A 12261-nucleotide genomic window follows, 5' to 3' on the forward strand; every position below is an offset into this window, starting at 1 on the left:
TCAGACATCTCCACTAAGCCCGGAGGTTCTCCCCTTTCACAAGACCGGAAACGCCACCAACCTCATGGCCGGGTACATCTAGTACCTGGCATCGAGTTGAGGTACTATATGCAGACTTATCCACAGGGAGCTACCTGCGACCGACCCCAAACGGGGTATGTCACGGGGGTGCCGATTCGGTACCCTCGTGAACCGGCTCAACGGTGCCGCAAATTTTGCGGCACCGTTCGCGCCCGTGACGGCCAGCCGAGCGGAGCGAAAGCGCAGGTCCGACGGTGGTGGCGATTCGACACCACCGTGAACGGTCGCGGTGAGGTCGCAGCGGATGCGGCTTGGTTCGCGGGGGCAACGGCGAAACTCCTGGTCGGACGGTGGTGCCAATTTGCCACCACCGTCACGAGAACCACAACGAGCAGCACAGCGGGCCGAGGTCGCAGGCTGGACGGTGTGGGAAATTTTCCCCGACCGTCGCCCCGCGAGTGTGGTGCCGCCGATTCGACGGAACCACCCCGGCCGGGAGTAAAAGCCCTGGTCGCACGGTTCCGGCAATTTGCCGGAACCGTCACCCCCACCCCGACATGCAGGCGCGCCGGAGCGTATCGCGGTCGCGTGGTGGCGGTGCTCATCGTCGGGTTCCTCCGGTCGTGTGGGCAGGTGTCAGTAGGTAGGTGCGCACCCGTTCCCACGGGAGTCGTCGGCGCGTGCGGTGGCGATGCCGACGCCCGGCCCCGCCCGGCTCGCGGACGGTGGGCCGTAGCGCCGGTACTCGATGGGGGTCACGCCCATGTAGCGGCGGAAGATGCGCGAGGCTTGCCCGCAGTGGTGGCACCAGCCGACCCGTTCGGTGATCGTGCCGATGAGCAGATCGGTTTCGCGGATCAGGCGCGCCATCTCCTGTACGCGCAGGATCGACAGGTACACCGGCGGCGTCACCCCGAACGAGTCCTTGAACACCCGATTGAGCTGACTCGGCGACAGGCAGGCGTGCGCGTCCAGTTCGGTGAGCGGCCACTGCCTGGCGATGTTGCTCTGCATGAGCGCCGCCGTGCGCATAATCTCGCGGCGCACCGGCTTGAACTCCCGCCACCGGGGAGGCGCGACCCGCACGGCCCGCTGCCGAGAGGTCAGCGGCGGCACCTCCACCGGCGCGTGACGAACCAGCGGCGCGATGGCGGCGAGCACCGTGAACAGCAGCGCATACGCACGGAAGTAGCCGCGCGGCGATTGGTCTTCGCCGGTGAGTGTGGCGAGTTCATCGAGGATCGGCCCGAGCCGTTCGGCCTGCGATTCTCCGACGCGCAGCACCTGCACCGGATCGGGATACAGGTGAGTTGCGAGGTCGCGTGCGGCTTCGCCGTCCGCGAGCACGTCGAGGTGCTGCCAGAACAACTGCTCGACCAGTAATCGGTATCCACTGCCACTGTCCTCACCGTGACGGTGCCCTCGGGTTCGTACCCGAACTCGACGTTCGGGGCGACCAGCACCACATCACCCACCGACGCCGACCCGCCCGCATCGGCATCGGCATCGGCATCGGTGAGGATGATCGAGCCGTCGCGCACGACCACGAAGCGCACACAGTCATAGGCGGTCGCCGCCAATATGCGACGGTGACGGATGCTGGTGACATAGACGCAACTCCACGGCTCGACCGGCTGCACTATCGCGGGGTGCGGCGACTGCGGCGTCCTTGTAGGCTCATGACCGGTCGGCGTGGTCGCCGGGCGTTCGAGTAGCAGCGACATGACGACCTCCCTTCTCTGACCACCCCCGAGCAACCAGGGGGAAGAACCGGCCTACCAAGCACCGGCGGTCGCGGCGAAGCAGGAGACGAGCAGGCCGGGCGTTTCCCGGTCACTCCGGCACTTTGCCGGGCAGCGCGACCGGCTCGGTCATGGGAGGTCGGTCATGAGCGGGCGCATGTCTCGGTAGCGGCTCGGTGTCACTCCGGTGTGCGCTGTGGATGCTTCTACCGCGCGCGACCGGCTCCGCCACCCCACCCGCTGCCCGGTGGCGGTGACGGTGATGTTCGTCTCGCGTAGGAGCCGCGCCATCTCTTGCACGCGGAGCATCACCAGGTAGGCGGTCGGGGTCTTCCCGAACGTGTCCGTGAACACGCGCACCAGGTGCTTCGGAGAGAGCCGCACCAGGGCTGCCAGTTCCGCGAGCGTCCACGGGTGCGTGATCCGGCTGTGCAGCGCGTCGCGCACCAGCATCGCCTCACGACGCAACGGTTCAGGCACCCGACTTCGAGCGGAGAACGGGCGAGCGCGGGCACGTTGCAGCCGGGTCAGCCGCACCGTCGAGACGCGGATGCACGGCGCGATCACATCGGTGATGAGGAACCAGAGCGCCTGCATCCGATGGAACCGTTCCAGGTACTTGCCCTCGACGGTGAGGGCGACCAGCTCGTCCAGCCACGGCAACAACCGCCCGGCTCGATCCCGGCCCAGGTGCAGTACCTGGGCAGGTTCGGTGTACACCTTTCCCGCGAAGTCGTGGGCGTCGAGGCGGTCGTGCAAGATCGCGGAGTGTTGCCAGAAGAACTGATCCAGCGCCATGTCGGTGTCGATGTAGACCGTCGTATAGGTGACCCGCCCCTCGGGTTCGACGCCGAACAGCACGCTCGGCCCCAGCAGCACCGCGTCGCCAAAGCTGACGGGTTGCTGTCCGAACTCGCTGAACACGATGGCCGTGCCGTCACGGATCACAACGAGCCGGACAACGTTGTACGCCGCCAGGCCCACAGGTCGATGCGTCGTCCGTGTCCGAGCCGACAACGGCGGGGAGATGCGCCTATCCACTCATCGGGTGCTTTTCTGTCAGTTCACTGGGCCATGCGATGAGTTGCGTGCGAGTGTCGTCCTTGGTGGAAGTCTCCGCGACTGCCGCTCCGAAGTCGGCATAACTGATCGCTTGTCGGGTGAACGCAGTCTCGTCTGTGGAAGGGGAGACTCGTTCCCAGCGTGCTGTCGTCGGCCCCTCCGGTTCGTAGACGGGCGGCGGGATCAGATACGCCCATTCTGATCCTGCGTTGCCCGCTTCGAGGTGGTCGCGCAGCATGGCGTGTGCTCTCCCGCGCGGCAGTGTGGGTTCTGGGAACCGGGGGTCTTGCCAGAACCGTCTGTCTCCAGGGAGTCGGAGTGCTCCTGCTCCGCCGACCGTGACGATCCGGGCCGGAGCGCCGTTGGCCTTGGTGCTTGCCTCGATGAGTCGATCATGTACGGCCACGAGTTCGGTCGGGGCGATGTCCTCACGCAGTCGGATCGCGTTCATGACGACGTCGATGCCGTGCATTGCTTGCGTGAGACTGGCGTTCTCAGCGATGTTCACGACCGTGGAGGTCAGCGATGCAGCAGTCTTGGCGAGCCGCGTGGTGTCTGCCGGATCGCGCAGCGCAGCGGTCGCCTCGATGCCTGCGGGGAGATGAGCGAGGATGGCGGCTCCGGTGCGCCCGGTCGCGCCGAGAATCAGGATGCGAGTCATACAGGTACCTCCGAAGCGGGCGTGCGGGTGAGTCGGGCGAACCCGGTGAGGCTGGCGACGGCGAGCACCATGAGCGCGGCGAGACTGACGAGCAGGATCGGGAAGTCCAAGCCCAGGTAGGCAGTGAGTGGGCCGACGCTGGCACCGAGGAACAGCACGAATCCGTTGAGCGCCATCCCACCGGCCCGGTTCGGGGCGGCGGTCTCGCCGAACAGGGTGATCATCGCGGGCACCGCGAGCGCGACCCCAGTGACTCACACGAGACTCGCCAGCGCCGTGCCCGCGAGGGATGCCGAGAGTGCGGCTTCGATCAGCAGCCCAATCGCGGCGAGGGCGAACCCGGCACGTGCAACCCCCGCGCCGCCGAGACGCTTCGCAATAGCGCCCGCGAAGAGGGAGGCGAACATGCCCGGCAGCCCGACGAGGCGGAGCCAGATCACCTGCGATGAGTCCAGGCAGAGGTCGGTCAGGTGCGGGCCGAGGCCGGTGTACATGCCGACGAACGACAACAGCAGCGTTAGGTGCGCGAGGCTCAGTAGCAGCACCGAGGGGCGTGTGGCGACCCTCCCGACTACGGCGAAGCGACGCACCAGGCTCGCATCGTCTCTGCGACTGTGCGGCTCGGTGACGAGCACGGCGACGCCGATCATGCCGAGGCCGAGCATGATGCCGGAGAGGATGAACACCCACTGCCAGCCCAACGTCAGGCTGAGCGCGGAGGCGAGTACTTGGCCTGCGATCCCGGCAACGAGGAATGCCGTCGACATGGCCCCGATCGCCGTTGCCCGACGCTTCAGCGGGGTCGCTTCGGCCAGATACGCGAGCGCAACCGGCGCGAAACTCGACGCCATCACCCCCTGCACCCCGCGCAGCGCAGCAAGCATCGGCACCGTGGAGGCGAAGCCGCAGGCGATGGTCGCGACGGTGAGATACACCAGGCCGATGAGCATGATCCGCTTCCGCCCGTACTGATCGGCCAACGGCCCCCAGATCAGGAACCCGACCGCATAGCACACGCTGAACACCGTCGAGAGCGCGAACGTCACATCAGAGCCGAGTTCCGCACCGATCGGGGCGATCAGCGGGATTGCCGCGTACAACTGCGTGAGCACCAGCAGCGCCGTGACCACGAGCAGCACGACCACGCCGTTCCCTGCCGGGTGCTCGCGCGCCTCGCCTGCTCCCGCTATCTGTTCCGTCGAGTTCGCAGACACCACCACTCCAAATCCAACGTTTCCGTTGGATTTGACTGTAGTAGGCTAACCGCGAAGACGCAACGTGAGCGTTGGGTTTACCGCACGAGACGGGAGGTGGGAACGATGGGCTGGGATGTTGAGGGCAGGAAGCGCCGCATCCTCGACGCGGCGGTGGCCGAGTTCGCCGCGCACGGGCCGCACGGCACGACCATCGAGCGCATCGCCAAGGCCGCCGGGGTGAACAAGGAGCGCGTCTACACGCACTTCGGGGGCAAGGACAGACTTTTCGCCACCGTACTGCGCGAGGAACTGGCGAAGGTAGCCCGCGACGTGCCCGTCGAATCATTCGCAACCGAGGACGTGGGCGACTACGCCGGGCGCGTCTACGACTACCACCGCGAGCACCCCGAACTCGGCAGGCTCATGCGCTGGGAAGGGCTCGTCTTCGACACCGAAGTACCCGACGAGGCCGAGCGGCGCGAATACTACGGATACAAAGTCGCCGCCATGACCGACGGACAGGCCAAGGGCACAGTAACGAGCGACCTCGACGCCGACCACCTGATGTTCCTCGTGCTCTCACTCGCCGGATGGTGGTCAGCGGTACCGCAGGTCGCCCGCATGATCACCGGAGCCGAGAGCGACGCCGAACACGCACGCCGCCGTGCCTCCGTCGTCACCGCTGCCCGAAGACTCATCGGGCAGTAATCAGGTCACGAAGTTCGCCGAGAAGACTAGTCACTTCATCGAACCGAACTCCGAAAGTTCCCTCGAACTTTGTGACGCCAACTCTTGCCAGCGACACTCTGTGCGACGCTCTCGCGCTGACGCTCGGCTCCATCAGTCATCTGCCCCCTATCTCAGTGAGGCACGTATTTTACGGCGGGGCCGTAGTGCGCACCTCTCTCACGAGACGACTCGTGAGGGAGGCCAGAGTGAAGGGTGGAGTGAAGCTGTTCCACGGCAGCGGTGCTGCCGCGCGCGCCTATGTCGAGGCCGACCGCTCCCGCGCTGACGAGTACTACCTCGGCGCAGACCAGGCCGTGGCCGAGTACGCCGTGATCGACGCGACCGGCGAGGTCACCGCTGCTCGGTCGCTGTCGGCGGATGAGTACGAAGCCTGGGTCGATTGGGTGAACCCGGACACCGGGGAGTCGATGGGTACCCCGCGCAAGCCGGGCAAGGTGCGTCGGGGGTCGCCGTTGTTCGCGGAGATGACGATCAACGCGCCGAAGAGCCTGTCGGTCGCCGCCGCACTCCACCCGGACGTGTCCGAGGCGTTGGACGCGACGCAGCGGGATGCGGCGCGGGAGATTCAGCACTTCCTTGGTCAGCATTCGGTCACGTTGGCGGGGCCGCGCGGCGCGCAGGAGGTGCTGCCGGTCGAGCACATGCAGACCGTCGCGATCACGCACAAGACGAGTCGTGCGGGTGATCCGCACCGGCATATCCATTTCCAGATTGGCACGAGGGTGTGGGCGGGCGGGAAGTGGCGGGCGCTGACCACGGCGGCGTTGTTCCAGCAGCAGGGCGCGATCCGTGCTCTCGGTACGGCGGTGATCGCCGCGCACCCCCAGCTCGCCGCCACGCTCTCCGAGCATGGCCTGACCCTCGACCCCGTAAGCGGTGAGGTTGTGGAGTTGGAGCCGTTCAACGCCGTCATGTCGAAGCGGTCGGCGCAGATCAGACGCAACCTGGAACGCATGGAGGCCGAGTGGCAAGCGAAGCATCCCGGCGAGACGCCCGGCCCGGTGTTGACCGCTCGGATGCAGGACGCGGCGTGGGCGTTCCAGCGGCCCGGCAAGAAACCGGCGGACTTGAAGAACGAGCAGTGGTGGCAGCAGGAACTCCGAGACGCCGGCTACCACCCCGAGAGCTTGCAGCACCCCGACACCGTTGCGCCGGCATCGCTGGATGACCTCAGCGTGCAACAGGTCGCCAGTCGTGCGCTGGATCGCTGCGCGGCGGCTGCATCGACCTGGACACCGCACACCGTGCGAGAGCACGTCACCCGCATCACCACCGAGGCAGGCGTGCAAGCGACCCCGGCGGAGTTGCGCGAGTTCATCGACCTCGCCACCGGACTCGCCGCCTCGGATTGTTTCTCGGTGCTGCCGCCGGGCATGGTGCAACCCGAGCACGTCGCCCACCTCACCAGCCTTGGCGTCGTCGCCGCCGAGACCGCACTCCGCGACCAACTCACCGCCGCGACGCCGGAACGGGAGCCGAAGCACCCCGACGTGACCGACGCTGCGCAAGCCGCCGGACTCGACACCGGGCAGACCGTGGCCGCCGCTGCCGTCGCCTCGACCAACCCGCTCGTGATTGTCGAGGGCGCGGCGGGCGCAGGCAAGACCACCATGCTCGGCGTCGCCATCGAGGTTGCAGCCGAGCACGGGCGATCCTCGCGGGTGGTTGCGCCGACGTTGCGTGCGGCGCAGGTCGCCCACGAAGAACTCGGCGTGCCCGCAACCTCCGTCGCGGCGCTCGTGTATGCGCATGGGTGGCGGTGGAACGAGGACGGCGTATGGACACGCCTCGCACCCGGCGACACCGACCCTGCAACCGGGAACATCTACACCGGCCCACCAAACGACGCCGTGCTGTCGCGGGGTGAGCGGGTGATCGTGGACGAAGCGGGGATGCTCGACCAGGACACCGCCCTCGCTCTGCTGACCGTCACCGCCGAGGCAGGCGCGTCGGTCGCGTTCGTGGGCGACCGGGCGCAGCTCCCGGCGGTCGGGCGCGGCGGGGTGCTCGACATGGCCGCCCAGATTCGTGGCCGTACCTACGACATGACCGAACTCCACAGGTTCACCGATGCCGAGTATGCGGCGTTGACGTTGGTCATGCGTGACCGGGAGCACCCCGGCGACGTGTTCGACCGACTCGCCACGATGGGCCTCGTGACCTTGCATGCCGACGAGGAAGCGGCCCGCGAGCACATCACCGCCCACGCCCACGACGGCGAAGCGATCACCGTCGCCACCAACGACGAGGCCACCGAGCTGAACGAGCACATCCGCGCCGGGCGGGTCGAGCGCGGCGAGGTCGACGACACTATGACGACGACCGGCAGCGACGGGCTGAGCATCGGCGCTGGCGACCTGATCCAGACCCGGAAGAACAGCAGCGACCTCGGCGTGGCAAACCGGCAGCAATGGATCGTGCAGCATGTGACCGACGAGGGCAGCGTCTACGCCCGCGAAGTCAGCGGCGGAGGCAAGCACAGCCGCACCGTCGCCCTCCCCGCCGAGTACGTGAGCGAGTGGGCGCACCTGTCGTATGCCGCGACCGCCTACGGCGTCCAAGGCGCAACCGTCGATGCCTCCCACACGGCCTTGTCGGAGGCGACGAGCGCGGCAGGCGTCTACGTCGGCATGACGAGAGGCCGCCAACAGAACCAACTCCACGTCGTCGCCGCTGATATGGCGGATGCGCGGGCGCGGTTCGTTGAGGCGATGGAACGCGACCCGGCAGACCGTGGCCTCGACCACGCCACCGCCCAAGCCATCGACGCCGTGCAAGGCCTCGTCAGCGATGGCCCCGTGCAGCTCATCACCGAAGAACTCGCCCGCCTCACCGCCGAAGCCGAACGAGCCGAACGTGCGGCGGAACGCTGGGAGCAGACCGCTGCCAGGTTCGACGCCCAGCGCGCAACACACAAGACCGAGGACGACGAGCACGCCGACGTGCTCCGCCACGCCGAGGACGAGGCGGCGCGCATCCGTGCCGAAATCGCGGAACCGTTGACGGTGCAGGCCGAGGCAGACGGCACCACCTATCTCGATGCTGTCGAGCGCGAGGCCGCCGCAAGCAGCCGACTCGCCACCGTCGGCAGGCTCGGCAGGCGCAAGGCCCGCGCGGAGCACCGCCAGACGAGCGAGCACACCCGGACGGTTCGGGCACGGGTGCGCGAAACATGGGGCGAACCACCCCGCACCACCGACACCCTGCCCGAGTGGGCGGCACGACAGGCCGAGCGTCGCGCCGAGGCCGATCCCCGCGTGATCGACGCCGCCCAGCACGTCGAGGCCGCGCGAGCCGACCGTGACGAGTTGCGGCAGCGGCACGAGCAGGAACGCCGGGCGTTGCTGGTCAGCGAGTACGGGCCGCAGGCGGTGATGCGCCACCGGGTCGGGATGCGCCTGCCGAACCCAGCACAGCAAGCAGGACAGGCGCACCAGCAAGCCACCGCGCTCCGAGCCGAGGCCGACTACCTCCGCGCGCTACCGATCCGCGACGCCGCCGCACGGATCGAAACCACCCGCGCCGAGCACGAAGCAAGGCAGCAAGCACTCGCCGAACGCGAACGGCAACTCCGCGAGCCGACCGAACGCGACCCGCGGCGCAACGACCCGCGACATGACGGGCCAGCACGCGGCCTATGAGCATCAGCAGCACGTCGCGTCGGCGTGACGTTCACAGCAGCCCCGCAACCCGAGCCACAGACGCCCAGCGCGATTGTCGGCCGTTCGACGTACACTTGAATACATGACACCCGACACCGCAACTCTGATCCGAGACGGCCTCGCGCTCGACGCCGATCAGCGCGCGGTCGTCGCTAACGCCCTGCTCGAAAGCCTCCATGATGCAGACGACGAGAGCGAGGTCGATGCAGCCTGGCGTGCCGAGGCTACCCGGCGACTGGCCGAGGTGCGTGAGGGTGCGGTCGATCTGGTGGATGCCGACGAGCACTACGAGCGTTTGCGCGCCTTGCTCACCGCATGACCTTGGCCCAGCGAGAGCACCCCGAGGCCGTCGCGGAGTTCGACGCCGCCGTGCGCTGGTACGAAGACCAGGAGCCAGGGATCGGCCTTGCGCTCATCGACCGAGCAAGGCAAGCCCGGAAAGACCTCGACCAATGGCCGAACGCCGCCCCACCATTCACGACCGCTGACGATGGCACCGTGATCCGCAGCAAGGCCGTTCGCGGATACCCGTACCGCATCGTCTACACGGTGGAGCCGGACACGATCCTGATCCTCGCCTACGCCCACGAGCGCCGCGAACCCGGCTACTGGCTCCACCGGCTGAACGACTGAACAGCACGCCGCCGGGCTCATGGCTCGGATCGGGTCTCGCGTACATTTCTGGCGCCGTCGAACCCGGTGGTGAGGTCAGCGAGGAGCAGCTCCGCCGTCTCATGGGGCACGGCCAGGACCCCAACACGAGCGAACAGTTGGGTCGTCCGTACCGCCGATTCGCAAGCACTGCCGAGCGAGTTGCCCGTCGGCTTGAGAAGCTTCCCGAGACCCTCGCTCCCGCTGATAGGGGTGCACAGGTGGCGTTGATCGAGGCGGAAGAGGCAGGGAAACCGACGGGTGTGTTCGGCGAAGTCGGTGAGGCGGGCGAGGTTCTGTCGGGTCTTGACGGCGAGGTAGCGGCCGTTGACTTTCCGGTCTTCGTTGATCTCAAGCAGGGCTTCGGCGGCATGCTGGCGGACGTAGGGGTCTTCGGCGTCGTCGGCGGCGATCTGTGGCCCAGACTTCGCGAATTCGGGCAGGGGTACTAAAGCCCACCCCCTGTTCCCGATCGGGCACACTGCAGAACTTACTCTCTCCCTCGCCGCCATCTGCAGTGCACGCGACTTCGCGATGGTTTGGACGCGGCTGTCGAGCGAGCCGAAGGTGAGGCGAGCAAGGCAGATCGCGCCTACGTTCGAGCCATCACCTTCGCCGCCGGTCAGTTGCTTCGCGCAGTCGCCGAAGTCCACCGGGCAAGCCTGGCGAGCCGTATTCGTCGGCGGTCTCGAGGCAGCGGTCGTGTGTGCAGCGCATGATGGCGGAGAGCCGGTCCTGCGTGTAGTCGAATGTCCAGGAGCCGCGCGAGGCGTTCTGCTGCGTCTCCAGAGCGCGCTGAATTTACCAGATCGGTGACGATTTTGGTGTTCTTGGTGGACTAATGACCGTTCTCGGGCAGGTCAGAGTCCCGCGCGGCGGCTTCGCCGTTGTCGAGGGACGCAAGCGTGGCCATCTGGTCGGTGCTAAGGCGGAAGTCGAAGACCGAGAGGTTCTCGACCAGGCGTTTGGGGTCTGACGATCTCGGCACCGGCACGAGGCCCTGCTGCACGTGCCAGCGGAGCACCACCTGTGCCGCCGTTCGTCCGACGTCCGCCGCGATCTGCACGATCGTCGGGTTCTCCCGCAGCTCGGGCCCGCGGCCGAGCGGGCTCCAGCTCTCGGTCACGATACCGAGCACCTCGTGCGCGCGTCGAGGAACGGTACGGGCGATGTCGGGGCTGAGCTGGATCTGGTTCACGTCGGGCACGACCCCGGTCGCGGAACCGACGACGGCGGTGCGAGTCGCTTCACGGTTGGGCAAGGAGATGCCGGCCCATTGCACCTCCACGGGAAAGGTTCTCCTGGCGCAGCTCCCGCGAGAACAATTGGACCGTCTCTACCCCGACGAGCAACTCTCACAGGTGACTCCGCAGTCGATCCGTACCAAGACCGAGCTCCTCGCACAACTGGATCTTGTCGCGAAGCAGGGCTATGCAACGAACCGGGAGGAGAGCGAGGAGGGCGTGGCCTCGGTGGCCGTGGCCGTTCCCTCGGCGAGCGGGCTGCGGTTGGCGATCAACGCATCTGCCCCGGTGTTCCGCTTGCCTCCCCGCAAGGTGAAGACCCTCGTCGCACTCCTCGATGAGGCAGCCGTACGTCTGGCCGACCTGACCTCCTGAAGGCTCGTCGTCTCTTTCCCCTGCGACCTGGTGCAGGGGTCGTTCGGCGCGTTCTGAAGAGAGCTCGAGCCATGCTGGACTGTTGGCGCCGCGCAAGCTATTGTGTCTTCTAGTTAGGAACAAGTTCTGCTCAGCAGATAAATATGCGAAGAGGATGATCAATGCAGATCGTACTGGTGCACGGCGGATGGGTAGGCGGCTGGGCGTGGGACGGCGTCGCCGACGAATTGCGCAGAATGGGGCACGAGGTGATCGCGCCGACGCTGCGCGGTCTCGAAGACGGTGACGTGGACCGCTCCGGCGTCACGATGAGCATGATGGCGCGCGATCTGATCGATCAGGTAAGAGAGCTCACCCAGCTCGACATCGTGCTCGTCGGTCATAGCGGCGGAGGTCCGCTCATCCAACTCGTCGCTGAGGCGATGCCCGAGCGCATCGGCCGGGTCGTCTTCGTCGACGCCTGGGTGCTGCGCGACGGCGAGACCATTAACGACGTGCTCCCCGATCCGTTGGTCGCAGCGATGAAGGCGCTTGCGAGTCAGTCCGACGACAACACCATCGTCATGCCGCCTGAGCTCTGGGCCGCGTCTATGCAGGACATGTCCCCGTTCGAGCAGCAGCAGCTCGCCGCGCTCGAGCCGAGGCTCGTCCCAACGCCGGCAGGCTGGTCCAATGAGCCGATCCGCCTCGACCAGTTCTGGGCGAGCAGCATCCCGTCAAGTTATGTGTTCCTCGCTCAGGACCAGGCCGTTCCCGCTGAGATCTACCAGGCCGCGGCCGGGCGGCTTGATAGTCCGCGCACGATCGAGATCGACGGAAGCCATTTGGTGATGCTCACGCATCCGGAGAGGCTCGCACGGGCCCTCGACGCCGTCATTGCCTAACAGGCCTGGGGAA

General features: G+C 67.1%; 13 protein-coding genes and 1 pseudogene. 7 read left to right on the top strand and 7 right to left on the bottom strand.

What is annotated here, in order from left to right; translation table 11 throughout:
* Nucleotides 1-657 precede the first annotated feature (657 nt).
* From CXQ96_RS11945 to CXQ96_RS11960, 5 genes are all read right to left on the bottom strand, one after another.
* The gene (locus CXQ96_RS11945; protein ID WP_051317669.1) at nucleotides 658-1389 is read right to left on the bottom strand and encodes an AraC family transcriptional regulator; all 732 of its coding nucleotides are present in this window, start codon (nucleotides 1387-1389) and stop codon (nucleotides 658-660) included.
* 503 nt (nucleotides 1390-1892) lie between these two features.
* Nucleotides 1893-2747, bottom strand: a complete 855-nt coding sequence (locus CXQ96_RS11950) for an AraC family transcriptional regulator (protein ID WP_024476689.1) — start codon at nucleotides 2745-2747, stop codon at nucleotides 1893-1895.
* A 49-nt stretch (nucleotides 2748-2796) separates the two neighbouring features.
* Complete coding sequence (locus tag CXQ96_RS11955; RefSeq protein WP_024476688.1) at nucleotides 2797-3486, bottom strand: NAD(P)-dependent oxidoreductase; 690 nt, start codon at nucleotides 3484-3486, stop codon at nucleotides 2797-2799.
* Nucleotides 3483-3710, bottom strand: coding sequence for a hypothetical protein (locus tag CXQ96_RS18640; protein ID WP_197425747.1), 228 nt, complete (start codon nucleotides 3708-3710; stop codon nucleotides 3483-3485). The genes CXQ96_RS11955 and CXQ96_RS18640 overlap by 4 nt, the downstream gene beginning before the upstream one ends.
* Before the next feature lie 30 nt (nucleotides 3711-3740).
* Nucleotides 3741-4700: an MFS transporter gene (locus tag CXQ96_RS11960; protein ID WP_199732620.1), complete on the bottom strand. Its 960-nt coding sequence runs from the start codon at nucleotides 4698-4700 to the stop codon at nucleotides 3741-3743.
* Nucleotides 4701-4805: 105 nt separating this feature from the next.
* On the opposite strand from CXQ96_RS11960, the gene CXQ96_RS11965 reads away from it, so the two are divergent.
* The 5 genes from CXQ96_RS11965 (at nucleotide 4806) to CXQ96_RS11985 (ending at nucleotide 10197) form a co-directional block, all read left to right on the top strand.
* Entirely contained in the window at nucleotides 4806-5390 is a 585-nt protein-coding gene (locus CXQ96_RS11965; protein WP_024476687.1) for a TetR family transcriptional regulator, read from the top strand.
* A 227-nt stretch (nucleotides 5391-5617) separates the two neighbouring features.
* Nucleotides 5618-9073, top strand: coding sequence for a MobF family relaxase (mobF, locus tag CXQ96_RS11970; RefSeq protein WP_024476686.1), 3456 nt, complete (start codon nucleotides 5618-5620; stop codon nucleotides 9071-9073).
* Nucleotides 9074-9176: 103 nt separating this feature from the next.
* Nucleotides 9177-9413, top strand: a complete 237-nt coding sequence (locus CXQ96_RS11975; RefSeq protein ID WP_024476685.1) for an addiction module protein — start codon at nucleotides 9177-9179, stop codon at nucleotides 9411-9413.
* Entirely contained in the window at nucleotides 9410-9727 is a 318-nt protein-coding gene (locus CXQ96_RS11980) for a type II toxin-antitoxin system RelE/ParE family toxin (RefSeq protein ID WP_024476684.1), read from the top strand. The genes CXQ96_RS11975 and CXQ96_RS11980 overlap by 4 nt, the downstream gene beginning before the upstream one ends.
* A 44-nt stretch (nucleotides 9728-9771) precedes the next feature.
* Complete coding sequence (locus CXQ96_RS11985; protein WP_231734932.1) at nucleotides 9772-10197, top strand: hypothetical protein; 426 nt, start codon at nucleotides 9772-9774, stop codon at nucleotides 10195-10197.
* A gap of 208 nt (nucleotides 10198-10405) precedes the next feature.
* Here CXQ96_RS11985 and CXQ96_RS18995 read toward each other — a convergent pair.
* Nucleotides 10406-10537: pseudogene (locus tag CXQ96_RS18995) on the bottom strand (hypothetical protein); the annotation flags it as partial.
* 46 nt (nucleotides 10538-10583) lie between these two features.
* Complete coding sequence (locus CXQ96_RS11995; RefSeq protein ID WP_024476682.1) at nucleotides 10584-11033, bottom strand: aldo/keto reductase; 450 nt, start codon at nucleotides 11031-11033, stop codon at nucleotides 10584-10586.
* Between CXQ96_RS11995 and CXQ96_RS12000 the strand changes: the two genes are divergently transcribed.
* Both CXQ96_RS12000 and CXQ96_RS12005 read left to right on the top strand, forming a co-directional pair.
* Entirely contained in the window at nucleotides 11011-11364 is a 354-nt protein-coding gene (locus tag CXQ96_RS12000) for an IclR family transcriptional regulator (protein ID WP_229382131.1), read from the top strand. The two genes, CXQ96_RS11995 and CXQ96_RS12000, sit on opposite strands and share 23 nt — an antisense overlap.
* 161 nt (nucleotides 11365-11525) lie before the next feature.
* Nucleotides 11526-12248, top strand: a complete 723-nt coding sequence (locus CXQ96_RS12005; protein ID WP_024476681.1) for an alpha/beta fold hydrolase — start codon at nucleotides 11526-11528, stop codon at nucleotides 12246-12248.
* The last annotated feature ends 13 nt before the right edge of the window (nucleotides 12249-12261 follow it).

This window comes from Arthrobacter sp. B1805, assembly GCF_002929745.1.
Lineage (GTDB): Bacteria > Actinomycetota > Actinomycetes > Actinomycetales > Micrococcaceae > Arthrobacter_D.